26 protein-coding genes are annotated in these 22,683 nt (G+C 51.0%); 20 read left to right on the top strand and 6 right to left on the bottom strand.

Features of this window, described 5'->3' with window-relative positions; genetic code table 11:
• Positions 1–22: 22 nt before the first annotated feature.
• The 3 genes from ACEN2G_RS08750 (at position 23) to glpG (ending at position 1,959) form a co-directional block, all read left to right on the top strand.
• On the top strand, positions 23–727 hold the full coding sequence (locus ACEN2G_RS08750; protein ID WP_442021102.1) for an ABC transporter ATP-binding protein: 705 nt from the start codon (positions 23–25) through the stop codon (positions 725–727).
• An 81-nt stretch (positions 728–808) separates the two neighbouring features.
• Entirely contained in the window at positions 809–1,126 is a 318-nt protein-coding gene (glpE, locus tag ACEN2G_RS08745) for a thiosulfate sulfurtransferase GlpE (RefSeq protein ID WP_442021101.1), read from the top strand.
• Positions 1,126–1,959, top strand: coding sequence for a rhomboid family intramembrane serine protease GlpG (gene glpG / locus ACEN2G_RS08740; RefSeq protein ID WP_442021100.1), 834 nt, complete (start codon positions 1,126–1,128; stop codon positions 1,957–1,959). Before glpE ends, glpG begins: the two co-directional genes overlap by 1 nt.
• Positions 1,960–1,965: 6 nt before the next feature.
• Here the strand turns inward: glpG and ACEN2G_RS08735 are convergent, their stop codons facing one another.
• The gene (locus ACEN2G_RS08735; protein ID WP_442021099.1) at positions 1,966–2,361 is read right to left on the bottom strand and encodes a flagellar basal body-associated FliL family protein; all 396 of its coding nucleotides are present in this window, start codon (positions 2,359–2,361) and stop codon (positions 1,966–1,968) included.
• Positions 2,362–2,491: 130 nt separating this feature from the next.
• On the opposite strand from ACEN2G_RS08735, the gene ACEN2G_RS08730 reads away from it, so the two are divergent.
• The 17 genes from ACEN2G_RS08730 (at position 2,492) to zapB (ending at position 17,522) form a co-directional block, all read left to right on the top strand.
• Positions 2,492–3,037: a chorismate--pyruvate lyase family protein gene (locus ACEN2G_RS08730; protein ID WP_442021098.1), complete on the top strand. Its 546-nt coding sequence runs from the start codon at positions 2,492–2,494 to the stop codon at positions 3,035–3,037.
• Between the two features lie 34 nt (positions 3,038–3,071).
• Complete coding sequence (ubiA, locus tag ACEN2G_RS08725; protein ID WP_442021150.1) at positions 3,072–3,935, top strand: 4-hydroxybenzoate octaprenyltransferase; 864 nt, start codon at positions 3,072–3,074, stop codon at positions 3,933–3,935.
• Between the two features lie 132 nt (positions 3,936–4,067).
• Positions 4,068–4,679, top strand: a complete 612-nt coding sequence (gene lexA, locus ACEN2G_RS08720) for a transcriptional repressor LexA (protein WP_442021097.1) — start codon at positions 4,068–4,070, stop codon at positions 4,677–4,679.
• A 301-nt stretch (positions 4,680–4,980) separates the two neighbouring features.
• The gene (coxB, locus tag ACEN2G_RS08715; protein ID WP_442021096.1) at positions 4,981–6,102 is read left to right on the top strand and encodes a cytochrome c oxidase subunit II; all 1,122 of its coding nucleotides are present in this window, start codon (positions 4,981–4,983) and stop codon (positions 6,100–6,102) included.
• A 9-nt stretch (positions 6,103–6,111) separates the two neighbouring features.
• Positions 6,112–7,734 carry a cytochrome c oxidase subunit I gene (ctaD, locus tag ACEN2G_RS08710; RefSeq protein WP_442021095.1) on the top strand — a complete coding sequence of 541 codons (1,623 nt, stop codon included), beginning with the start codon at positions 6,112–6,114 and terminating at the stop codon, positions 7,732–7,734.
• Positions 7,718–8,242, top strand: coding sequence for a cytochrome c oxidase assembly protein (locus tag ACEN2G_RS08705; RefSeq protein ID WP_442021094.1), 525 nt, complete (start codon positions 7,718–7,720; stop codon positions 8,240–8,242). The genes ctaD and ACEN2G_RS08705 overlap by 17 nt, the downstream gene beginning before the upstream one ends.
• A gap of 15 nt (positions 8,243–8,257) precedes the next feature.
• Positions 8,258–9,127, top strand: a complete 870-nt coding sequence (locus ACEN2G_RS08700) for a cytochrome c oxidase subunit 3 (protein ID WP_442021093.1) — start codon at positions 8,258–8,260, stop codon at positions 9,125–9,127.
• 80 nt (positions 9,128–9,207) lie between these two features.
• Positions 9,208–9,900 carry an SURF1 family protein gene (locus tag ACEN2G_RS08695; protein ID WP_442021092.1) on the top strand — a complete coding sequence of 231 codons (693 nt, stop codon included), beginning with the start codon at positions 9,208–9,210 and terminating at the stop codon, positions 9,898–9,900.
• Positions 9,890–10,411, top strand: a complete 522-nt coding sequence (locus ACEN2G_RS08690) for a hypothetical protein (protein ID WP_442021091.1) — start codon at positions 9,890–9,892, stop codon at positions 10,409–10,411. The genes ACEN2G_RS08695 and ACEN2G_RS08690 overlap by 11 nt, the downstream gene beginning before the upstream one ends.
• Positions 10,412–10,420: 9 nt before the next feature.
• Positions 10,421–11,473, top strand: coding sequence for a COX15/CtaA family protein (locus tag ACEN2G_RS08685; RefSeq protein WP_442021090.1), 1,053 nt, complete (start codon positions 10,421–10,423; stop codon positions 11,471–11,473).
• Positions 11,434–12,399, top strand: a complete 966-nt coding sequence (gene cyoE / locus ACEN2G_RS08680) for a heme o synthase (protein ID WP_442021089.1) — start codon at positions 11,434–11,436, stop codon at positions 12,397–12,399. Before ACEN2G_RS08685 ends, cyoE begins: the two co-directional genes overlap by 40 nt.
• Positions 12,386–13,033 (top strand): SCO family protein, encoded by a 648-nt coding sequence (locus ACEN2G_RS08675; protein ID WP_442021088.1) that lies wholly within the window; start codon positions 12,386–12,388, stop codon positions 13,031–13,033. Before cyoE ends, ACEN2G_RS08675 begins: the two co-directional genes overlap by 14 nt.
• A 138-nt stretch (positions 13,034–13,171) precedes the next feature.
• Positions 13,172–14,527 carry an MATE family efflux transporter DinF gene (gene dinF, locus ACEN2G_RS08670; RefSeq protein ID WP_442021087.1) on the top strand — a complete coding sequence of 452 codons (1,356 nt, stop codon included), beginning with the start codon at positions 13,172–13,174 and terminating at the stop codon, positions 14,525–14,527.
• A 227-nt stretch (positions 14,528–14,754) separates the two neighbouring features.
• Positions 14,755–15,219, top strand: coding sequence for a tRNA (cytidine(34)-2'-O)-methyltransferase (locus tag ACEN2G_RS08665; protein WP_442021086.1), 465 nt, complete (start codon positions 14,755–14,757; stop codon positions 15,217–15,219).
• Positions 15,220–15,455: 236 nt separating this feature from the next.
• A complete protein-coding gene (locus ACEN2G_RS08660) occupies positions 15,456–16,298 on the top strand; it encodes a cation diffusion facilitator family transporter (RefSeq protein WP_442021149.1) in 843 nt (280 codons plus the stop codon).
• A gap of 33 nt (positions 16,299–16,331) precedes the next feature.
• The gene (cysE, locus tag ACEN2G_RS08655; RefSeq protein ID WP_442021085.1) at positions 16,332–17,114 is read left to right on the top strand and encodes a serine O-acetyltransferase; all 783 of its coding nucleotides are present in this window, start codon (positions 16,332–16,334) and stop codon (positions 17,112–17,114) included.
• A 156-nt stretch (positions 17,115–17,270) separates the two neighbouring features.
• Positions 17,271–17,522: a cell division protein ZapB gene (gene zapB, locus ACEN2G_RS08650; RefSeq protein WP_442021084.1), complete on the top strand. Its 252-nt coding sequence runs from the start codon at positions 17,271–17,273 to the stop codon at positions 17,520–17,522.
• Positions 17,523–17,653: 131 nt separating this feature from the next.
• Here the strand turns inward: zapB and rraA are convergent, their stop codons facing one another.
• From rraA to argS, 5 genes are all read right to left on the bottom strand, one after another.
• Entirely contained in the window at positions 17,654–18,175 is a 522-nt protein-coding gene (gene rraA / locus ACEN2G_RS08645; protein WP_442021083.1) for a ribonuclease E activity regulator RraA, read from the bottom strand.
• A 154-nt stretch (positions 18,176–18,329) separates the two neighbouring features.
• Positions 18,330–19,661, bottom strand: a complete 1,332-nt coding sequence (gene hslU / locus ACEN2G_RS08640; protein ID WP_442021082.1) for an ATP-dependent protease ATPase subunit HslU — start codon at positions 19,659–19,661, stop codon at positions 18,330–18,332.
• Positions 19,662–19,706: 45 nt separating this feature from the next.
• Positions 19,707–20,237, bottom strand: a complete 531-nt coding sequence (gene hslV / locus ACEN2G_RS08635; protein ID WP_442021081.1) for an ATP-dependent protease subunit HslV — start codon at positions 20,235–20,237, stop codon at positions 19,707–19,709.
• An 80-nt stretch (positions 20,238–20,317) separates the two neighbouring features.
• Positions 20,318–20,920 (bottom strand): SPOR domain-containing protein, encoded by a 603-nt coding sequence (locus tag ACEN2G_RS08630; protein ID WP_442021080.1) that lies wholly within the window; start codon positions 20,918–20,920, stop codon positions 20,318–20,320.
• A 3-nt stretch (positions 20,921–20,923) separates the two neighbouring features.
• Positions 20,924–22,681 carry an arginine--tRNA ligase gene (gene argS, locus ACEN2G_RS08625; RefSeq protein ID WP_442021079.1) on the bottom strand — a complete coding sequence of 586 codons (1,758 nt, stop codon included), beginning with the start codon at positions 22,679–22,681 and terminating at the stop codon, positions 20,924–20,926.
• Positions 22,682–22,683 lie beyond the last annotated feature (2 nt).

Genomic DNA, 22,683 nt, shown 5'->3' with positions numbered 1-22,683 from the left:
CTGAACAGGGAGACAGCTGAACATGCTGCATGTGGAGAATATCAATGCGGGCTATGGCAAGATTCAGGCGCTACATGATGTGACTGTGCACATAGAGCAGGGCGAAATCGTCACCCTGATTGGCGCCAATGGCGCCGGCAAAACCACCTTAATGATGACCATATGTGGCGATCCTAAACCGAGTCAAGGGCGAGTGGTGTTTGAAGGCCAAGATATTACCGGTCTCGATACCGCCAGCATAATGCGCCACGACATCGCCATAGTGCCGGAAGGGCGGCGGATCTTTGCGCGGCTAACGGTGGAAGAAAATCTCTATATGGGGGCGTTTTTCGTCGATAAGCACGAACATACTGGCCTGTTAGCCGAGGTGTACGAGATGTTTCCACGGCTGAAAGAGCGTATGCATCAAAGGGCGGGCACTATGTCGGGCGGTGAGCAACAAATGCTGGCCATAGGCCGGGCCTTAATGAGTAAACCGCGCTTATTATTGCTCGATGAACCTTCGCTGGGGCTGGCGTCCATTATCATTACCCAAATTTTTGCCACCATAGCGCGACTGCGTGATGAGCAAGGCATGACTATTTTTTTAGTTGAGCAAAATGCTAATCAAGCGCTGCATCTGGCCGATCGCGGCTATGTGTTGGAAAACGGTCGTATTATCTTGGCCGACTCAGGGCAGGCGTTGCTGGTTAATGAGCAAGTGCGCCAAGCGTATTTAGGCGGTTAGAGCCCAGTGCAGATTAAAGCAGCTAATGCCAATAAAGTTGAGATTGGGTAAACTGGCTGAAATTTATTTAAGGAGTTTACCATGGAGCAGTTTGCCCATATTTCTGTCGATGAAGCGCAAAGCTTACTGGCCCAAGGTCAGGCTCGGTTAGTTGACACCCGTGATCCCCAGTCGTTTGCACTCGCCCGTGTAGCGTCGTCTTATCATCTGACCAACGACACCTTAGTGGCCTTTACCAATGAAGTGGATTATGAGACGCCCATCATAGTGATGTGTTATCACGGCGTGAGCAGCCAAGGGGCGGCTCAGTATTTAATCGAACAAGGCTTTGAAGAAGTGTACAGCTTAGATGGAGGCTTTGAGGCGTGGCGCCGCACTCAGCCTGTGGTTGCTGCGTAATGAAATTGTTGTTGGTGGTGCCAGACCCCAGACTTGCCCAGTCATTTGTCGATTACTTAGCAGCCATGGGGTTGCAATGTGAACAAACCCTCGACGATGCGCATCGGGTCAGTATTTGGCTGGTAGATGAAGACTTGTGGCCCAAGGCTGAGCCTGAGGTGCTGCGCTTTATCGCCGAGCCTTTGCATCCGCGTTATCAAGAAGCCGCTTGGCTGCATGGGGATACACAGGTGCAGTTTGCACCGAGTAAGCGCAGTAACAATAGTCTGGCTCAGTTATTGAGCCGCACGGGGCCGGTTAACGTAAGCGTATTAATAGCGTGTGTGCTGATTTATATATTGGCCACACTGGGTGCGCCCGTGTTAGCTGCCTTGTCTTTCCCGCCGCAGCTAAGTCAATTACTGGGCATCAATTTTTGGCGCGTTTTTACGCCTGCCTTATTGCACTTCAGTTTGATGCATCTGGTGTTTAACCTGTTTTGGTGGTGGTATCTCGCCTGCATGGTGGAGCGTGAGCGCGGCTCGGGCCGCTTGCTGTTAATCGTGCTGGTGGCAGCGGCACTGCCTAACGTGATGCAATTTTTTGCCAGTGGTCCCTATTTTGGCGGTTTATCGGGCGTTGTGTATGCCTTGTTTGCCTATGTCTGGCTGTCGGGTCGCTTAAATCCTACCGGTGGCATTAGCTTGCCCGATGGCATGGCAGTATTGATGTTGGTGTGGCTGGTGCTGGGTTTTACGGGCGTTTTGGGGCCTGTGGCCAACTTAGCTCACTTGGGCGGAGGCCTAATTGGGCTAGTACAAGCTATGTTGGATCGTCAGCGGGTGTCACCTTAGTTCGTATTACTGATATAAAAACTTGGTAAACAACAGGCGACGGATCGGCGTTTCACCTGTCTCTTTTAACAAGAGATCGTTGAGGCGCTGTAAGCCTTGTGCCGACAGTTGGTCGCGCATCGTCAGCGAGCGAATTTGTTGCTGGTCTTGTTCGGCCAATAGGCTATTGATTGCATCACGCAACAGCGGAATATGCAGCTCCACTAATGGCATCTTGTCGGCGCTTTCTAGCATTAAATCCACCGTTACCCGCACATAACCCAAGGTCTGGCCCGAGTTGTGGTAGTTGGTAATAATGTCGGGCTCTATGGTGTAATATAAAGGGCCTTCTGGGGCTGCTTCTTGAGCCTGCAGCGATGCCGCGGTAAACAGAATACACAGTGCAATTATGCGAAACATCATGAGCCTTTCTAACGGAATAAGATGGCTATTGTTTAAACAAAGTGTGAGCCGGTCAAGTGAATACGTGTTTTTCAGGATTTAAACTCTTATTAATGTCTATGCCTTCCCCCCTCAAAGCTAGGAAATACCCGTGAAGATTACCGCCGATGCACATTGGCGCTGGCAATCCGCAGTTCCGCTCGCGCTGCCAAGTCTTAATGATTGGCTGCAAGATACGGGTTCATTAACCGCTCGTTTACGCCTGCATTGTAAGCAATTTCGGGTGCAACTTTTGAGCACTCAGGGCGTGTCGCTCACGCAGAGTCAAGCACACTGGTTGGGTGAAACTCACGCTTATTGTCGTGAAGTCTTGCTGTTATGTGACGAACAGCCATGGGTTTATGCCAGCTCACTGTATTCCAGCGCCGCACTTGAGGCCCTACCCGCGCTCGGCGGCTTAGGCCAAAAAGCCTTAGGCGAACTACTGTTCGAACATCCGCAATTAGTGCGCAGTCGGTTTGAGTTTGCTCAGTTAACGGCAGCCGAGTCTCAGCAACTAGTCTTGCAAGTTCATCCTCATTTGCCAGCCTCCACTACCTCATCGCCATGGGCGCGCCGCTCTGTGTTGGCTATTCCCGAGGCAAGGGTCTTAGTCAGTGAGTTATTTTGTCTGCCGCCTGCGTTTACTAGAGAGTAATGTTATGACCAGCCTCACTTCGCCTAACCCTAATATGCCCACACTCACGCGACCTAAATGGCGCGCTTACATGGCGCTGGCTCGGCTCGATAAACCCATAGGCACCTTGTTATTGCTTTGGCCTACTTTATGGGCCTTATGGATTGCCGGTGAGGGCCGCCCGTCTTGGTGGTTATTGTTGGTGTTTATCGTGGGCGTGTTCTCGATGCGATCGGCGGGATGTGTGATCAATGATTATGCGGACCGGCATATTGATGGTCATGTAAAGCGCACCAATGGGCGGCCTTTGGTGACGGGGGAGCTGACCGAGCGCCAAGCGTTAGGTTTTTTTACATTCTTGGTCGGCGTGTCTTTCTTGCTAGTGCTGACTACCAACAAGCTGACTATTTTGTTGTCGGTGGCCGGCCTAGGTTGGGCTGCGCTGTATCCTTTTATGAAGCGCTACACTCACTTGCCGCAGCTATTTTTAGGCATTGCCTTTTCGTGGGCGATCCCCATGGCCTTTGCCGCCCAAAGTAATAGCTTGCCGCTGGGGCTGTGGTTATTGTTTGCCGCCAATCTGACCTGGACTGTCGCCTATGACACTATGTACGCCATGGTGGATCGTGACGATGATTTGCAGATAGGTGTTAAATCTACCGCCATCTTGTTTGGTCGCCGAGATAAGCTCATCATCGGCATCTTGCAGTTAGTGACGCTCATTCTCTTGGTGGCGGCTGGGCAAGCCTTTGCCTTAGGGGCTTGGTTTTATTGGAGCTTATTAGGCGCGGCGGGCTTATTTGTGTATCAGCAACGCCAGATCCGCGACCGAGAACGTGAGTTGTGTTTTCGTGCTTTTTTGAATAATAACTACGTGGGCATGCTGGTGTTTATTGGCTTAGTGCTGACGCTATTCTAGGCGGTTATGGCTGCAGTTTGGCGAAATTAAGGCTGTTATCTAGCCCTAAAGAGTGGGTCTGATATTTTATACTTGCTCCGGCGCGTATACTGGATATACTGACAGTTAACTGTATAAAAAAACAGGTGCCCTATGAAAGCGCTTACGCTTCGCCAGTCTCAGGTACTGGACATCATTAAAGATCAGATCCAGCAAACCGGTATGCCACCGACGCGTGCCGAAATTGCCAACATCTTGGGGTTTAAATCCGCGAATGCGGCAGAAGAACACCTTAAGGCGCTGGCCAAAAAAGGCGTTATTACCATGATGCCGGGTACCTCTAGAGGTATACGCTTAATTGAAGAAGAGCCAGAAGAAATGGGTTTGCCGCTGATTGGTCGCGTGGCCGCCGGCGAGCCGATTTTGGCCCAGCAGCACATAGAAAGTCATTATCAGTTGGATCCCGCCCTGTTTCATCCGGCTGCCGACTTCTTATTGCGCGTTAAAGGCATGAGCATGAAAAACATCGGCATCATGGATGGCGATTTGTTAGCGGTACACAAGACGCAAGAAGTACGCAATGGCCAAGTGGTAGTGGCGCGCCTAGACGACGAAGTCACGGTGAAGCGTTTTCAGCGTAAGGGTAATAAGGTCAGTTTATTACCGGAAAACGAAGAGCTTAGCCCCATAGAAGTGGACTTGCGCAGTCAAGAGTTGATCATAGAAGGCCTCGCCGTAGGTGTGATCCGTAACTCTGATTTTTAACTGACGTCGATTCTTAACGGGTTTTGGCCAATTCGCGTGAGGAAATTAGCCGCCTCACGCAGCCTGCCAGTATTTTTATTTTCTCTTTTTTAACCTTCGATTGTCCGTCTCTACTTCGTTCTAGCATATTGTAACCCCTTGTCTTAGCACGCGGTTCATCAGCGTAGCATCATTATTTTCTTTCCTTTTTCGCTTTCGATGCTTTACTTACTGTTAACGTCGAATGCCGCCACGTAGATCCGAATAGCACCATCATTCAACGTTAGTACGCCAATATTCAAGATTAACTTGGGGGTGGGTGGTGAAGCTAAATCCGTTGTTATTGCCTTTACTCATAGCCCTGCCGACGCAAGCGCAAACGCGTTTGAATATGACGACTGGCGTGACCGACATCAGCCAAAAAGTGTATGGCTTACACATGACCATATTCCTGATCTGCGTGGCCATTGGCGTCATTGTATTCGGCATTATGCTTTGGGCTATTATTCATCATCGTAAAGACAAGGGCGCACAGGCTGCTCAGTTTCATGAAAGTACCAAAGTAGAAATTCTCTGGACTCTGATCCCCTTCGTTATCTTGATTATTATGGCCATTCCGGCCACTCGTACCTTAATTGCCATGGAAGATGCCAGCCAATCGGATCTGACAGTGCAAGTGACGGGTTCGCAGTGGAAATGGCATTACAGCTACTTTGAACAAGATGTCGGCTTTTATAGCTTGATTGGTACTTTACCAGAGCAAATTCAAGGGCAAGTTGCTAAAGGTGAGAATTACCTGCTGGAAGTAGATTGGCCCTTAGTGCTACCCACAGATCGTAAAATCCGCTTCTTAATTACTTCTGATGATGTGATCCACTCTTGGTGGGTACCGGCGTTTGCCATTAAAAAGGACGCGGTGCCGGGCTTTATTAATGAAGCTTGGACGCGTATTAACGAGCCGGGTATTTACCGTGGCCAATGCGCTGAGCTATGCGGCAAAAACCATGGCTTTATGCCGATAGTGGTGGAAGCGAAAAGCGGTGCCGAATTCGATACTTGGCTGGCCGACGCTAAAGCTAAGCAGTTGCAAGCCAAAGCCGACGAACAAGCGCAATTGGCCACACAAATGACCATGGATGAGCTGATGACAACCGGCGAGCAGGTGTATCAACGCATTTGTGCCGCTTGTCACCAAGCTAATGGTGAAGGTTTGCCCGGCGCTTTTCCGCCACTTAAAGGCAGCCAGTTGATTTTAAAGGATAAGGCGGCTCACCTGCATATTGTGCTGTTTGGTAAAGCGGGCACGGCCATGCAAAGCTTTGATAAGCAGCTATCGGCCAAAGAATTGGCGGCCGTGATCACTTATGAGCGTAACGCTTGGGGGAACGATACCAAAGATTTGGTGCAACCCAGCGATATTGAGCAGGCCAGAAACGGACAGTAGGGGGCTAGGATGGTATCGCTAAATAAAGTCGACATAGTAGAAGATCCTGCGCACTTACCTGTGGCAGCTCATGGCCCAACTAAAGGCCTTAAGCGCTGGCTATTTACTACCAATCACAAAGACATAGGCACCCTGTATCTTTTGTTTAGCCTGACCATGTTTTTTGTCGGCGGCGGTATGGCAATGTTGATCCGTGCCGAATTGTTTCAACCGGGTCTGCAACTAGTGGATCCAGCTTTCTTTAATCAGATGACGACCATGCACGGTTTGATCATGATTTTTGGTGCCGTTATGCCCTCGTTCGTGGGGTTGGCTAACTGGATGATACCGCTGATGATAGGTGCGCCAGATATGGCCCTGCCGCGCATGAACAACTGGAGTTTTTGGATACTACCCTTTGCCTTCGTGCTGATGTTATCAACCTTATTTATGCCAGGTGGCGGCCCAAACTTTGGCTGGACCTTCTACGCACCCTTATCTACCACTTACTCACCAGATAGCACCGCCTTGTTTGTGTTTGCCATTCATATTATGGGCATCAGCTCCATCATGGGCGCGATTAACGTCATAGTGACCATCTGTAATTTGCGCGCACCGGGCATGACTTGGCTGAAGCTACCAATGTTTTGTTGGACTTGGTTGATTACGGCGTTTTTGCTGATCGCCGTAATGCCGGTGCTAGCCGGTGCCGTCACTATGGTATTAACCGATAAATATTTTGGCACCAGCTTCTTTAATGCGGCAGGTGGCGGCGACCCTATATTGTTTCAGCATATCTTTTGGTTTTTCGGCCACCCCGAGGTCTACATTATGATCTTGCCGAGCTTTGGCATCATCTCGGCCACTATTCCTGCCTTTAGTCGCAAACCTTTGTTTGGTTATCGGTCTATGGTGGCGGCCACCGTGGCCATTGCTGGTTTGAGTTTTCTCGTGTGGGCACACCATATGTTTACCGTGGGCATGCCGGTGGCGGCAGAATTGTTCTTCATGTATTGCACCATGCTGATCTCGGTACCCACTGGCGTTAAGGTCTTTAACTGGGTAGCCACTATGTGGCGTGGCTCATTGAGCTTTGAAGTGCCCATGCTGTTTTCTATCGCCTTTATCGTGCTGTTCACAATTGGCGGCTTTAGCGGCTTAATGCTGGCCATCACCCCCGCGGATTTTCAGTATCACGATACCTATTTTGTGGTCGCTCACTTTCACTATGTGCTAGTGACGGGTGCCGTATTGTCGGTGTTTGCTGCCGTGTATTACTGGCTGCCCAAGTGGACAGGTCACATGTTTAACGAGCGCTTGGGCAAGTGGCATTTTTGGTGTTCGGTTATTTCCGTCAACGTGCTGTTTTTTCCGATGCACTTTTTGGGTCTCGCCGGTATGCCACGGCGCATCCCCGACTATGCGCTGCAATTTGCCGATATTAACGCCTTAGTCAGCATTGGCGGCTTTGCCTTTGGTTTATCGCAACTGCTGTTTGTGGTGCTAGTCATCAAATGTATTCGCGGTGGTACACCGGCGCCGGCCCGAGTATGGGAAGGTGCCCATGGCATGGAATGGACTGTGCCGTCACCCGCGCCCTATCACACCTTTAGCACGCCACCTGAGGTTACGGATTATGATGCGCGATCGTAAGGCACTCCAACTGGCGTTATTAGCCGTGGTCATGTTTGGCTTTGGTTTTTTGTTGGTGCCTTTATATGACGTGTTCTGCGATATCACGGGTCTGAATGGTAAAACCGCCACCCAAGCGGTGGTGGAGTCGCAAGAGATAGACCCCAATCGTCACGTGACTGTGGAGTTTGTGACTTATCAAAGCACAGGGCTGCAGGGCGAATTTAGCGCGTCGGTACAGCATTTACAGGTGCAGCTTGGGGCTATGCATCAAGTTGATTTTACGGTGACTAATCCCAGTGGCAAAGACAAAGTACTGCGGGCAATTCCCTCGGTGTCACCCGGTCGCGCCGCCAGTTACTTGCACAAAACTGAGTGTTTTTGTTTTCAAGAGCAGCCTCTGACGGCACAGGGCACGGCTGTGCTGCCGATGCGTTTTTACGTGGATCGTATGCTGCCGGCAGACATAGAAGTATTTACACTGTCATACACCTTGTATGACATCAGTGATAGGGCCAACCGTAGCTAAGCCAAGGAGGCAACAATGCCGGTTAAATGTCAGCCGTATTATGTCCCGAGTCAAAGTCCTTGGCCGCTAATGGGCGCGCTGGGGTTGTTTCTATTAGCTGCTGGCGCCGGACTTTGGGTGTCGGGGTTAGCTACCTTTGCTGGGCATATCGTCTTTAGTTTGGGCGTGTTGGTGATGGTGGTGATGTTATTTGGCTGGTTTGGCAACGTCATCCAAGAGTCAAAGTCTGGCTTATATAGTACGCAGATGCACCGTTCTTTTCGTCTCGGTATGAGCTGGTTCATTTTCTCTGAGGTGATGTTTTTTGCGGCTCTTTTTGGCGTGCTATTTTACATCCGCATTTTAGTGGTGCCTTGGTTGGGTGGAGCCAGCAATAATGCGATGACCCATGCGGTGCTCTGGCCAAACTTCGTCCCCGACTGGCCTATGCTGCTGACACCGGGAGGCACTAAGACCACTGCCATGGGTTGGTTTGGCTTGCCGCTGATTAACACCCTAGTGCTGATCAGCTCATCGTTTACCTTGTATGTTGCGCATCGGGCGTTACTGCATAACCGGCGTAACAGTCTGGCGTTGTGGTTGGGGTGCACAGCGCTGCTAGGCATCACTTTCTTAGTCTTACAAACGTGGGAATACAGCCATGCCTATCAGGAGTTAGGGCTTAAACTTGATTCTGGCATCTATGGTAACACCTTCTTTTTATTAACCGGTTTTCATGGTGCGCACGTGATCTTGGGCACGCTGTTGCTGGTGACTATGTGGCTCAGGGTACAAAGAGGTGATTTTACTCAGGCGCAGCATTTTGGTTTTCAGGCCGCGGCTTGGTATTGGCACTTCGTGGACTTGGTGTGGCTGGTGCTGTTTATGACGGTGTACGTGCTGTGAAGCTTGAAGCGTGAGGTGGGCGGTTTAATTTCGCGTCCCTCACCTTTCGCCCTTACAGCATGAGACAGGGAGATTGAATATTGAGCAGAAGAAAGGACGTCGGTTTGTTAATGCTAACCGCACTGCTCAGCCTAGTGATGCTGGGCATGGCGGGTTGGCAATTATCCCGTGCCGAAGAAAAACGCCAGTTAATAGTCGAGTGGCAGCAGCGTCGCAACAGTGATATTAGCTTAAACCAAGCCAGTGCCATGGATTCCCCTTTTGGTTATCGACTGGCGACTCAGGGGCACTACTTATCTGGGCGTGAGGTCTTTCTCGATAACCAAATACAAGCAGGGCGGGTGGGTTATCGATTAATTCGCGCCTTGCTCACGCCGCAGGGTTTGCTGATGGTTGATACCGGTTGGTGGCCCGCAGACGTGGACAGGCGTCAGTTGCCCGCAATTCCTGCCATCACTACGTCCCTGTCGCTCTCTGGGCATCTAGTTCGACCGTATCAGCCGCCACTCTCGTTAGGCCAGTTCACCTTTATTGCCAGCTATCCTTTAGTACCCAGTTTAACGCCTGCTTTATTAGCACAAATCTGGGGCGAGCCTGTGCTGCCCTTCGTCTTAAAACTATCGAGTGACGAACAGGGTGCTGAAGATAAACACTGGCAGCCGGTGGTGATGGGGCCAGAGAAACATATTGGCTACGCGGTGCAATGGTTGCTGATGGCGCTAGCTGTGTGTATTGCCGCGTTTTGTTACTACCGGAGGCAAGATGCCAGCTAACTTCCAGCCCCAGCCTCAATCTAACCAGAGCCAGCGGCGTCATTCTCGACCCCGTTATTACACCCTTATCGCCTTGGGTTTGGTATTTTCATTGCCTGTGGCCTTGGCTTGGCTGACCTTGCAGTTGGGTTGGTTTACGGCAGGGGTAAACAACCATGGTCAATGGGTAACGGGGCAGGTAGCGGCCGATACTCAGTGGCGCTTAATCGTGCCCCAAGGCGCTCACTGTGTGCCTTGCTCGCAAGCCGAGCCGTTATTGGCGCCGGTTTTACTGGCCTTGGGCCGAGACGGCCAGAGAGTACGGCTGCTGTTTACGCCGGCCACGAGTGAGCTCAGCACCGGCTTCGTTTATATCGCGGATCCGCCCGGCTCGCTGGTTATGCGCTATCCGTTATCTGACTCGCCATCACCAGAGCCGCTATTACAAGGTCAACCACCGCAAGCGCCCATTATGACCAAAGCGCTGCTTAAAGATTTACGCCGTTTACTGACGTATTCTCGCGCAGGATAAGGAGTTGCCATGCGCCTGCTTTGCTTGTTTGCCTTTGCGTTGACGCTGCTAGTGGTGCTGCTGGGTGCTTATACGCGCTTAACCGATGCAGGCCTTGGCTGCCCAGATTGGCCTGGCTGTTATGGCTTTAATGCTGTGCCCCAGACCATCGCCGAGCAGCAGCTGGCGGCCAGCCGTTTCCCAGAACAACCACTGGATATTAATAAGGCAAGCAATGAAATGCTGCATCGTTATGCGGCGGGTAGCTTAGGGTTAAGCATCTTAGTGTTGGCGCTTTGCTCATTGCGGGCACGCCATCGAGCATATCGCACTGGGGCTTGGCTGTTACTGGCCTTGGTTATTATGCAAGCCAGCTTAGGCATGCTGACCGTAACCCTGAATTTGCTGCCCTTTATCGTGCTCGGCCATTTGCTGGGGGGCTTTAGCATTTTGGCACTGCTGTTTTTATTATTGCGCCGTACTCGGCCAATGGCGCCTAACCGCTCTGTTTTAAACTTAGGCCTGAACTCTGAAGTGAGCGCTCGGCCACATTCTGGTCAACACTTACTGGCGTTATGGTCGGTGGCGCTCTTGGTGCTAATAATACAAATTGCGCTCGGTGGTTGGACTGCCGCTAACTATGCGGCGCTCGCCTGTGTTGAGCTACCGGTGTGCCAAGGAGAGTGGCTAAGCCAATGGCAGTGGAGCGCCTTTCATCCCCACGGTATGCCCGCCGCCAGTTATCAATATGGAGTATTAAGCGCTGATGAGCGGATCACTATTCATGTGGCTCATCGGCTGTGGGCCATGGTGACGGCAATAGTGTTATTAGCACTGGCTTGGCGATGTGGCCAGACTCGTGAGTTGCAACCTTGGGGGATCTTGCTGGCAATGGCTGTGGTGCTACAGGTGGCTTTGGGTGTGGCCAATGTTTGGTGGCGATTACCTTTGCCGCTGGCGGTGGCACACAATGGGGGAGCGGCTTTGTTATTGTTGATCGTCACCGGTTTAGGTGAGCGACTCTGGCGAGTAAGGGAGGCGACATGGCTAGGAACTCAGTGTCTATTAGTAACGAGACAGTAGGGGCTAGCAAGGCGGAAGTAGAGGCTAGCAACCAAACAGTAAATAGCATCCGTAAGGCCGCAAGCTGGGCCGACTATTGGGCGCTGACCAAACCTAAGGTGGTGGCGCTGATTTTGCTCACCGCTGTGGTGGGCATGTATTTAACCGAGATAGTGCCGAGCTTACTACAGGTCGCCGTGGCCACGCTCGGTATTGGCTTAATGGCTGGAGGTGCTGCGGCTATTAATCATGTGCTAGACAGACGTATAGATATTCAAATGGCGCGCACCTATCACAGGCCGGTGGCCCAAGGGCGGGTGAGCAGTGGCGCGGCCTTGGCCTTTGCGCTTACGTTATCAGCCATGGGCTTTGCCATCTTATTGGTGTGGGTGAATGCCTTGACCGCTTGGCTCACCTTGGCTTCTTTGTTGGGCTATGCGGTTGTGTATACGGTGTGGTTAAAACGAGCCACGCCACAAAATATTGTGATCGGTGGGCTGGCGGGCGCCATGCCGCCATTACTCGGTTGGACCGCCATTACCGGCGAGTTTCATGGCCATGCGCTGCTATTAGTGATGATTATTTTCGTTTGGACGCCGCCGCATTTTTGGGCGTTAGCAATCCATAGGCGCGACGACTATGCCAAGGCTGGCGTTCCTATGCTGCCGGTGACTCACGGTATTGAGTTCACCAAAATCTGCATCTTGCTTTATACCTTGTTGTTAACTTTGGTGTGCGTGTTACCTTGGGCTGTGGGTATGTCGGGTTTGCTATATCTATTCGGGGCTACTTTGCTGAATTTGCGCTTCATACAGTGGGCTTGGCGGCTGAAGTTTAGACCTTCTGCTCAAACCGCATTACACTGTTTCCACTTTTCAATTAGTCACCTGATGTGGCTGTTTGTGCTGATATTGGCGGATCACTGGATAAATTATGGCTACAGCTAATCGATGGATATGGGTACTGGCAATAATAGTGCTGTTGATCGGCACCTTGAGTGGTGGCGTTTGGTATGCAGATAAAAAAAATAGCCTGACCGATGCGGTCGTTGTCTATCCCAAGGCTCAAGCCTTAACCGCTTTTGCCTTAACCGCTGGCACTGGCGAGCCGTTTACCGAAGAAAATTTTAAAGGTCATTGGAGTCTGGTGTTTGTCGGCTATACTTTTTGCCCCGATATTTGCCCTACCACTTTATCGGACTTATCGCGTATTTATCCTGAGTTAACCGCGCTCAGCGACAAGGTGCAGGTAGTGTTTGTGTCGGCGGATCCAGCGCGTGACACGCCTGAGCGGCTAAAAGCCTATACCGAGTATTTTAACCCCCACTTTATTGCCGTGACAGCCGAGCATGAGCAACTGATGCCTGCCGTACAGCAACTGGGCCTAATTTATGGCATCTTCGATCGTGAAGACGATAACTACCTAGTGGATCATTCGGCGTCTATCGCGCTGGTTAATCCTAAGGGTGAGCTGCATGCCTCGTTTCGGCCGGATTTTGATGAGAAAACCGAAATGCCATTAGTGAATGGCCCTGAGTTGGTGAAAAATTTTTCCAGTATTTTGGCTCGCTGGCGCGGTTAACTCGTAAAGAGTTAAGGGTGAAGTGGAAAGAGGACGACATAATACCAAGACCTCAGAAAGTGCAGCATCTGAACACTGGGTGTTGTCCACTTCACTCTTTATCCTTCACCCCTCACCGTATTTAAGTAAGAATTAATTATGCCCCCCTCTTTTTTTTGTGCCGCTCGCCACCGTCAGGTGTTTATGCTGGCGCTGCCTATGGTGCTGTCCAATATTACGGTGCCCTTATTAGGCCTAGTGGATACCATAGTTATCGGTCATCTGGATAAAGCCTATTACCTCGGCGGCGTGGCCGTGGGTGCTACTATTATTAGCCTGATTTTTTGGCTGTTGGGTTTCCTGCGCATGTCGACTACCGGCTTAGCGGCTCAGGCGTTTGGCGCCGGTGATCACCATAGATTATTACAAGTGTTGGTGCGTGGTTTGGTGTTGGCCTGGGGGCTGGCACTGCTTATTTTGTTACTACAAAAGCCCATTATAGACGTGGCATTTTGGCTGATGGGCGGCAGCGACTTGGTACAGCATTATGGCCGTGACTATGTATCGGTGCGAATTTGGAGTGCTCCGGCGGCCTTAACCAACTTAGTATTGCTGGGCTGGCTGCTGGGTAACCAAAATGCCCGCGCGCCCATGCTGTTATTGATCTTGGGTAATGGCGTGAATATCGTATTCGATGTGTGGTTTGTCTTAGGACTAGGTTGGCAAGTTAAGGGTGCTGCGGCAGCTTCCGTGTTGGCGGACTATTTAGCCACGATTCTGGGTGCTTGGTTGGTGTGGCGTACTTTGCAAAAACGCGGCTTTTGGCCCGCGGCCGGGTTTTGGTCGGATTGCTTAACGCTCGGTGCTTTCAAGCAGTTGTTAGGCCTCAATCGAGACATCTTTATCCGAGCCCTGTGTTTGCAGCTCACCTTCGCCTTTATGACCTTTCAAGGCGCACGCCTCGGCGATGAGGTGCTGGCCGCCAATGCGGTATTAATGAACTTCTTGATGTTTATCTCTTTTGGCTTAGATGGCTTTGCCTATGCGGTAGAAGCCATGGTGGGCAGGGCGGTGGGTGCACGCAATCGGCTCGAGTTTCGCTTAGCCTGCGGCTTAAACCTATTTTGGGGCGCGCTGATCGCACTCTTGTTTGTGTTGGTGTTCGCCCTAGCGGGCCCGCAGCTTATTGGCTTAATCACCACTATTAATGAGGTACGAGACCAAGCGGTGCGCTATTTACCTTGGTTAGTATTAATGCCATTAGCCGCTTGTTGGTGCTTTATTTTGGACGGTATTTTCATCGGCACTACGCGTGGCACCGAGATGCGCGATATGATGTTGCTCTCCACGCTCGGGGTCTTCTTCCCAGTGTGGTATTTCAGCCAAGAATTGGGAAATCATGGGCTTTGGTTAGCCATGCTGTGTTTTATGTTGGCGCGAGGCCTTACCTTGGGCTGGGCTTGGTGGCGATTAGAACGAGGCCAAGGATTTATCAGCGGCGGAGCCGAAAACTAACTGATCCATACCTTTGCCACGCCTCTTTGTTACGAGAGTCACGGAAGAACACGGAAAAATAGTGATCAGATCTGAAAAATTCAAAGCCGAGATAAGACTATTAATGGGGAAGGTCTAAACACCAAACCCTCATCGGATATGGTGTCGCTCTTACCATTACAGTTACTTTTCGCCTTTATCTTTATTTTTCTGTGGATTCCGTGGCAAAAATCATTAAGAGAAAAAATATGTTTGAAATTGCGCTCTATGAACCCGAAATCGCACCTAATACCGGCAATATTATGCGCTTGGCGCGTAATAATGGCTGCCACTTACATCTTATTGAGCCCATGGGTTTTCAACTGGAAGAAAAGCGCTTACGCCGTGCGGGTTTGGATTACGCGGATTTCGGCCGTATTTCCATTCATAAAAACTACGCCGCTTTCTTGCTAGCTGTGAGTGGAAAACGTATTTTTGCCTGCACCACCAAAGGCAGTCAGCCCCATCATAAGGCCAGTTATCAGGCGAATGATGTATTGTTATTCGGACCCGAAACCCGCGGTCTGCCGGAGTCGGTATTGGCAGATATTGAGCCTGAATTTCGCATTCGTATTCCCATGCAAGCCGATAGCCGCAGTTTAAATTTATCGAATGCGGTGGCCATCATCAGCTACGAAGCTTGGCGCCAACATGACTTTATCGGCGGTAAATAGTTCGTAGAGCAGCGGTAAGCTTTACGCTGTAAGCCGTAAGTTAAAGATAAACACAGCCCTTTGAGACGTGGATTTAGCACAGTCTCTTTACAGCTGATTTTAACTTAAAGCGTACAGCGTATGTCGTAAGGCGATGTTTAAGGACGATAAGGGTGCTAGTTGTGAATCATCTTGATGAAGTAATTTCTGAGTCTGCGACCTACCAGAAGCTAGTGACGGGGGCGGCCAAGGCGGCCATGGTGGCGGCAGGTCTTATGATAGTGACTAAGCTGCTGGCGTGGTTCTATACGGACTCCGCCAGTATGCTGGCCTCACTCACAGATTCTTTGTTAGATATCAGCGCCTCTTTTATTAACTTGATGGCCATTCGTTACGCCTTGATGCCGGCCGACAAAGAGCACAGTTTTGGTCATGGCAAGGCGGAGTCATTAGCGGGCTTGGCGCAGTCGGCGTTTATCAGTGCCTCGGCTATTTTTTTGATGATCACCGGTATCTCGCGGCTGCTCAATAGTCAATCCGTCAGCCATGCAGGTATTGGCGTAAGTGTTATCCTATTCTCAATTTTGGTCACTTTGAGCTTAGTGCTCTACCAAGGCTATGTGATCAGAAAAACCCAGTCACTGGCTATCCGTGCCGACCAGCTGCATTACCGATCCGATATCTTATTGAACATAGGCGTGTTGCTGGCCATAGGGCTGGCGTGGCAGGGTTTTCATTGGGCGGACGGCTTGTTTGCGCTATTAATTGGCGGCTATATTCTTAAAGGTGCATTAAAAATTGGGTATGATGCGGTACAGATGCTTTTAGATCATCAGTTGCCGGATACCGAGCAAAGGCGCATTATTGACGCGTGTTTGGCGGTAGCAGGAGTACACGGTTTGCACGACTTGCGGACTCGTCAGTCTGGGGCAACCCGTTTTATTCAATTGCATCTTGAGCTGGATGATCATTTACCCTTAGTGCAGGCGCATCAAATTGCCCTTAACGCCGAGCAGGAGTTGGAGCGGTTATTTCCTGATACCGACATTATTATTCATATGGACCCATTATCGGTCCTGTCCCCAGCAACTGGGATATGAACACCTCTTTTTACAGTAAACAAGGTTTAACCCATGGAAGACGGCATTCAAGCTAGTACTTGGTTGCACATCCGCGAGGAAGCTCGTCGGATGATTGCAGAAGAGCCCATGTTAGGCAGCTTTTATTATTCAACCATTCTTAACCATGACACGTTAAAGTGCTCGCTGAGCTTTATTCTGGCTAATAAGTTAGAGAGCTCTGTTATGCCGGCCATTAGCCTGCGTGAAGTGATAGAGTCGGTGATGGATGCAGAGCCCTGCATTCTTGATATCGCCGCCACGGATATTTGCGCGGTACAAGAGCGGGATCCGGCGGTGGACTTATTTTCTACGCCGCTTTTGTATCTGAAAGGTTTTCATGCGCTGCAAGGTTATCGCATTGCTAACTGGCTGTGGCGCCATGGCCGTCGCGCCTTAGCTACCTATTTGCAAAATCAAATTTCGGTCGTGTTTGGCGTGGATGTGCACCCAGCGGCGCGCATTGGCAAAGGCATCATGTTTGACCATGCCACTGGCATAGTAGTGGGTGAAACCGCCGTGATTGAAGACGATGTCTCTATTTTACAAAGCGTCACGCTGGGCGGTACCGGCAAAGCTGGAGGCGATCGACACCCTAAAATTCGCCAAGGGGTGATGATAGGCGCGGGCGCGAAAATTTTAGGCAATATTGAAGTGGGCGCAGGTGCCAAAGTCGGTTCCGGTAGTGTGGTGCTAGATGCGGTACCGCCGCACACCACAGTGGCCGGTGTGCCGGCGCGTATTGTGGGCAGACCATGCTCCGACATGCCGTCTTTTGATATGAATCAGAATATTTAGGACTTTATCGACGCCGGTTATTGACGTAGAGCGGATAAATATAGGCTAATCTGTCTTGCAAACGCGGTGGCCACTTGTTGTCAAACAACTGGCGCTGTATCCTCTTTGCTATTAGCGGCCAGCCGGCCGAACAACCGTGATGTTAGGGGTGAGTGCATGTCTTTTGATGTATTAGAAAAGCTGGAAGCCAAAATACTGTCGGCCGTAGACACTATTGCTTTACTGCAAATGGAAGTTGAAGAGTTAAAAGAGCTAAACAGCCAGTTGGGCGAAGAGAATCAGCAGCTCAAACAAAACCACACTCAGCTCGATCAAGATAACCAGCAGCTCAAGCAGCAGCATGAAGCTTGGCAAGACCGCTTGCGCGTACTGTTAGGAAAAATCGATCAGGTAGAAGAAAACGCCTAACAGCAGCGGTAAGCTATCAGCTGTCAGATAAGTGGAACAAAAAAGGCCAACCCCATGGGGTTGGCCTTTTGTTTTAGCGCTTTGTCTGTATCGCTAACTGACAGCTTAACGCTGATGGCTTACGGCTATTTTTAGGCTTGGTCTTCTTCGCCGTCGTAGTCGCCTTCATCTTCAATATCTAGCGGTTCCGGCGATAAAATCACACCCGTGGTGTCCGCATACACATAGTCTGCGGGTAAGAAGGTCACGCCGCCAAAGTTAACCGGCACTTGCAGCTCACCGATATCGTTGGCATCGGCACCGACCGGAATAGACGCCAAGGCTTGAATACCGATATCCAGCTCATCAAGTGCATCTACTTCACGCACACAGCCGTAGCAAATAATGCCTTCCCAGCCATTTTCGGCCGCGGTTTCGGCAATCTCTGCATCAAGCAGCGCGCGTCGTAAAGAACCGCCACCGTCGATCAGCAGCACCCGACCTTGGCCGTCTTCTTTTACGGTCTCGCTAATCAAGCCGTTAGACTCGAAACACTTGATAGTGGTGATAGAGCCGCCAAAAGAATTTCGGCCGCCAAAACTGGAGAACATGGGTTCAACCACGTCCACCATATCAATATAGGTATCGCACAATTCTGAAGTATTGTATTCCATGAAGTCAGCCACATTTGGAAACAAGGTGACATCAAGTATAAAGGGGCGTGCGCAGTTTTCAATCACAATCGTGTGACAGTGCGCCGCTCCTTGCTTAATGCCTAGGGCAGTTGCCGCTTATTGTCTGGTAGTAGCCGCAACTGGGTGCTGAAAATTAGAGAATATAACGGCTCAAATCTTCGTCTTCTATTAGGTCTTCGAGGTAGCGATCCACATAATGCTCGTCGATCAGAATACTTTCTCCAGACTTGTCAGAAGCCTCAAACGACAACTCGTCGAGCAAGCGCTCCATAATAGTGTGCAAGCGGCGAGCACCGATATTTTCGGTGCGCTCGTTCACCCGCCATGCGGCTTCCGCCAAGCGGCGAATACCGGCCTTGGTAAAGTCGATAGTCACATTTTCTGTGGCTAGCAGCGCTTTATATTGCTCGGTGAGTGAAGCATTAGGCTCGGTTAAGATGCGCTCAAAGTCATCGGTATTAAGCGAGCTTAATTCCACGCGAATTGGCAAGCGCCCCTGCAATTCAGGGATCAGATCCGACGGCTTGGCCACCTGAAAGGCGCCAGAGGCGATAAACAGCATATGATCGGTGCGCACCATGCCGTGTTTGGTGTTTACCGAGCTGCCTTCAATCAAGGGCAGCAAGTCACGCTGTACGCCTTCACGGGACACATCGGGGCCTGAGGTTTCACCGCGTTTACAAATTTTGTCGAATTCATCGATAAAGACGATGCCGTGGTTTTCGACCGCATGAATGGCTTGTGCTTTTAGCTCTTCCGGATTCAGCTGTTTAGCGGCTTCTTCTTCTATCAATAACTTCAGCGCTTCTTTGATTTTCATCTTGCGCGGTTTGCTGGTGTGGCCGGCGGCGAGGTTTTGAAACATGCCTTGCAGCTGATTGGTCATTTCTTCCATGCCCGGCGGCGCCATGATTTCTACGCCCATCTGCGGTGCGGCCACGTCGATTTCAATTTCTTTATCGTCGAGCTGACCTTCGCGCAGTTTTTTACGAAAAATCTGCCGACTGTTGCTGTTGTCGGCTTTTTCTTCTTCGCCGCGGCTGTTACGCGGGTTAGGCAGCAGCGCATCTAATACCCGCTCTTCTGCCGCTTCTTCGGCGCGGAACTGATATTTTTTCATCTGTTGCTCGCGGGTCATCTTCATGGCGATATCGGTGAGATCGCGGATGATGCTGTCCACTTCCTTGCCCACATAACCCACCTCGGTGAACTTAGTGGCTTCCACCTTAATAAAAGGCGCATTGGCAAGCCTCGCTAGTCGGCGGGCAATTTCGGTTTTACCGACACCGGTTGGGCCTATCATCAGAATATTTTTTGGCGAGACCTCTTGGCGCAGCTCAGGTGGCAGCTGCATACGACGCCAGCGGTTGCGCAACGCAATGGCCACGGCGCGTTTAGCATCAGATTGGCCAACGATATGCTGGTCCAACTCGTGTACGATTTCTCTGGGAGTCATGTCAGACATGTTCAAATCCTTAATGCGGGCCAAGCGTTATCTGGCCTAAGTAAATTAGTTATCGTAAGCCAGCTCTTCTATGGTGTGATGACCATTAGTGAAGACGCAGATGTTACCGGCAATAGTCAGGGATTTTTCGACAATGTCTTTGGCTGATAACTCGGTGTTGTCTAATAAGGCGCGGGCAGCAGACTGCGCAAAGGCACCGCCTGAGCCGATGGCGATCAGGTCATCTTCGGGCTGCACCACATCACCGTTACCAGTAATGATAAAGGAGTTTTTTGCGTCGGCGACCGCCAACAGAGCTTCTAATTTGCGCAGCGCGCGATCGGTGCGCCAGTCTTTGGCTAGCTCCACGGCAGCGCGCTCAAGGTTACCTTGATGGGCCTGCAGCTTGGCTTCAAAGCGTTCCAGCAGAGTAAAGGCATCGGCGGTGCCGCCGGCAAAGCCTGCCAGTACCTTACCGTTATAGAGGCGATGTACCTTGCGGGCGTTGCCCTTCATTACGGTGTTACCAAGGGAAACTTGGCCATCGCCGCCAATAACTACTTTGCCATTACGGCGGACTGAAACGATTGTTGTCACTAAAAACCTCACTTGACTGTGTAGCCGCAACAGCGGCAAAAATGTCATCTACACAGAAATGGGGACGCAGGGCCTTAAGATCAACCCTGCCAGTTTGCGATAGCGCAATCGCCCACGGCTCTGGCCTTGATCAACTTGTGCTTGTCTTGCTCCGCCACCCGCTGGCTGTCGTAGGGGCCTAACACCACGCGGTACCAAACGCTGCCACTGGAATGGCGTACTTGAGAGCTCAACCCTTGGAAGGCAATTTTAGCTTTTACCTGCTCGGCCTGACCAGCCGATTTAAAAGAGCCACACTGCAGCAAATAACGCTGCGTCGATTGTTGAGCTTCGGGTAACTTCACCACCACTTCTTTATTTTCCAGCTGCTGGATGTAGGTCCACTTCTCGACCGGTTTTTGGTCGATAGGGTTAACCGGCGCCGGGTTGGGCTTGGCTGCGCCAGAGGCAGTTTTTTGGGTGGAGACGACCGCCGCAGGCGTAACCGGGCGCTGGTCGGCGGCACCCTTAATAATGTGGATCAAATAGCCTAAGGCACTGGCCACCATCACCAGTAATAGCACCGGCAAGATAGGTAAACGACGGGGCGCAGGCGCGCGCCCACGGCCGCTACCCGTACTTTTTTTAGCCCGCGTCGTGGTTTTGCTTTTTGGTTTAGTGCGTCGTACGTAATCCTTAGCCATGGATCACATACGCTCCAAAGTTTCGATGCCCAGTAAAGATAAGCCCAGACTCAGCACCTTAGCGGTGGCGGCACATAAGCGCAGGCGGCTGTCACGTTCTTCGACCGTAACGCCTTCTTTGTTAATGGGGCAGGCTTCATAAAAGCTCATAAAGGCGCCAGATAATTCATAAAGATAGAGGCACATTAAATGCGGCAGGCCTTTATCGGCCACGGATTTAATGGTGTCGTTAAACTGCACCAATTTTTGCGCCAGTGCTTCTTCAGCCGGTGCATTTAACAGCACCTGACCCTGCAAGTTGGCATTGCTCAAGATGCCAGATTTACGGAAGATAGACTGCACGCGAGTGTAGGCATACTGAAGATAAGGCGCGGTATTGCCCTCAAAAGACAGCATGTTGTCCCAGTCGAAGATGTAGTCAGTGGTGCGGCTTTTCGATAAATCAGCATACTTCACGGCACCCATGGCCACTCGACGGGCGATATCGGCTTTTTCGTCTTCGCTAAAATCTGTGTCTCTTTTCGCCAGTAACGCCGTGGCTCTTTCTTGTGCCTCATCCAGCAAGTCTACCAAGCGTACGGTACCGCCGGTGCGCGTCTTGAAAGGGCGACCGTCTTTGCCCAGCATCATGCCAAAGGCGTGGTGCTCTAGGCTCACCGACTCAGGTACGTAACCGGCCTTGTGCACTATGCTCCAGGCTTGCATCAGATGCTGATGCTGACGGGAGTCGATAAAGTACAACACGCGATCTGCATGCAGCTGCTCATAACGATATTTGGCGCAGGCGATGTCGGTGGTGGTATACAAGAAGCCACCATCTTTTTTGCGCACTATTACGCCCATAGCATCGCCGTCTTTATTCTTGTACTCATCCAAGTACACCACTATCGCGCCTTCGCTTTCCACCGCCAGCCCTTTGGCTTGCAAGTCGGCGACTATGTCCGCCAGCATGGGGTTGTACATGCTCTCACCCATCACATGCTCAGGTGTCAATGACACATTGAGGCGATCATAGATAGCTTGGTTGTGGTGCAGCGTGATGTTGACTAGCTTTTGCCACATGGCAAGGCAATAGCTATCTCCGCCTTGTAACTTCACCACGTAGCCACGGGCGCGCTCGGCAAACTCAGGATCTGCATCGTACTTTTGCTTAGACTCGCGATAGAACTGCTCTAAATCCGCCAAGCCTGAGTCGGCCACATCGGGATTCACTTTTTCCAACGCTTCTAGGTGGGCAATCAACATGCCGAACTGAGTGCCCCAGTCGCCAATGTGGTTGGCGCGGATCACCTTGTGGCCTAAAAATTCTAAGGTGCGCACCACAGCATCACCGATCACGCTGGAGCGTAAATGGCCGACGTGCATTTCTTTGGCCACGTTCGGTGCAGAGTAATCCACCACTACGGTTTGGGTATGCTCGGTCACCGGAATATTGGCGCGATCGTCCGCCACCATGGCGTCAATCTGGCGGGCTAACCAAGCGCCATCTAGAAAGAAGTTAATAAAGCCAGGTCCGGCTAATTCGGTCTTGGCCACCAGCTCAGAGGCAGGCAAGTTATCCACCAACAGTTGGGCTAAAACGCGCGGGTTTTGCCCTGCAGGCTTGGCCAACAACAGGGCTAGGTTAGTGGCCAAGTCGCCGTGACTCTTGTCTTTGGTTCTGTCTACTTGGACGCGAAGTTCGAGATCGGCAGGCAGCTTGCCTTGCTGTTGTAGCGTCGCTACCGTCTGCTCAAGTAGAGCCTGAATATGTTCTTTCATAA

The sequence above is a fragment of the Oceanisphaera sp. W20_SRM_FM3 genome, assembly GCF_052119705.1.
GTDB lineage: Bacteria > Pseudomonadota > Gammaproteobacteria > Enterobacterales > Aeromonadaceae > Oceanimonas.
Note: the sequence above shows the minus strand (reverse complement) of the source record. Positions and strands in the feature narration are given on the sequence as shown.

What these genes read in the sequence shown, in the direction of transcription:
- ACEN2G_RS08705 (WP_442021094.1), top strand. Translation starts at nt 7,718, where the DNA reads ATGATGCGCGATCGTAAGGCACTCCAACTGGCGTTATTAGCCGTGGTC.
- ACEN2G_RS08660 (WP_442021149.1), top strand. Translation starts at nt 15,456, where the DNA reads ATGGTGGCGGCAGGTCTTATGATAGTGACTAAGCTGCTGGCGTGGTTC.
- ACEN2G_RS08700 (WP_442021093.1), top strand. Translation starts at nt 8,258, where the DNA reads ATGCCGGTTAAATGTCAGCCGTATTATGTCCCGAGTCAAAGTCCTTGG.
- ACEN2G_RS08630 (WP_442021080.1), bottom strand. Translation starts at nt 20,920, where the DNA reads ATGGCTAAGGATTACGTACGACGCACTAAACCAAAAAGCAAAACCACG.
- zapB (WP_442021084.1), top strand. Translation starts at nt 17,271, where the DNA reads ATGTCTTTTGATGTATTAGAAAAGCTGGAAGCCAAAATACTGTCGGCC.
- ACEN2G_RS08665 (WP_442021086.1), top strand. Translation starts at nt 14,755, where the DNA reads ATGTTTGAAATTGCGCTCTATGAACCCGAAATCGCACCTAATACCGGC.
- dinF (WP_442021087.1), top strand. Translation starts at nt 13,172, where the DNA reads ATGCCCCCCTCTTTTTTTTGTGCCGCTCGCCACCGTCAGGTGTTTATG.
- rraA (WP_442021083.1), bottom strand. Translation starts at nt 18,175, where the DNA reads ATGGAATACAATACTTCAGAATTGTGCGATACCTATATTGATATGGTG.
- glpG (WP_442021100.1), top strand. Translation starts at nt 1,126, where the DNA reads ATGAAATTGTTGTTGGTGGTGCCAGACCCCAGACTTGCCCAGTCATTT.
- lexA (WP_442021097.1), top strand. Translation starts at nt 4,068, where the DNA reads ATGAAAGCGCTTACGCTTCGCCAGTCTCAGGTACTGGACATCATTAAA.
- ACEN2G_RS08690 (WP_442021091.1), top strand. Translation starts at nt 9,890, where the DNA reads ATGCCAGCTAACTTCCAGCCCCAGCCTCAATCTAACCAGAGCCAGCGG.
- ACEN2G_RS08675 (WP_442021088.1), top strand. Translation starts at nt 12,386, where the DNA reads ATGGCTACAGCTAATCGATGGATATGGGTACTGGCAATAATAGTGCTG.
- cyoE (WP_442021089.1), top strand. Translation starts at nt 11,434, where the DNA reads ATGGCTAGGAACTCAGTGTCTATTAGTAACGAGACAGTAGGGGCTAGC.
- ACEN2G_RS08685 (WP_442021090.1), top strand. Translation starts at nt 10,421, where the DNA reads ATGCGCCTGCTTTGCTTGTTTGCCTTTGCGTTGACGCTGCTAGTGGTG.
- ACEN2G_RS08750 (WP_442021102.1), top strand. Translation starts at nt 23, where the DNA reads ATGCTGCATGTGGAGAATATCAATGCGGGCTATGGCAAGATTCAGGCG.
- ubiA (WP_442021150.1), top strand. Translation starts at nt 3,072, where the DNA reads ATGCCCACACTCACGCGACCTAAATGGCGCGCTTACATGGCGCTGGCT.
- hslU (WP_442021082.1), bottom strand. Translation starts at nt 19,661, where the DNA reads ATGTCTGACATGACTCCCAGAGAAATCGTACACGAGTTGGACCAGCAT.
- glpE (WP_442021101.1), top strand. Translation starts at nt 809, where the DNA reads ATGGAGCAGTTTGCCCATATTTCTGTCGATGAAGCGCAAAGCTTACTG.
- cysE (WP_442021085.1), top strand. Translation starts at nt 16,332, where the DNA reads ATGGAAGACGGCATTCAAGCTAGTACTTGGTTGCACATCCGCGAGGAA.
- argS (WP_442021079.1), bottom strand. Translation starts at nt 22,681, where the DNA reads ATGAAAGAACATATTCAGGCTCTACTTGAGCAGACGGTAGCGACGCTA.
- ACEN2G_RS08735 (WP_442021099.1), bottom strand. Translation starts at nt 2,361, where the DNA reads ATGATGTTTCGCATAATTGCACTGTGTATTCTGTTTACCGCGGCATCG.
- ctaD (WP_442021095.1), top strand. Translation starts at nt 6,112, where the DNA reads ATGGTATCGCTAAATAAAGTCGACATAGTAGAAGATCCTGCGCACTTA.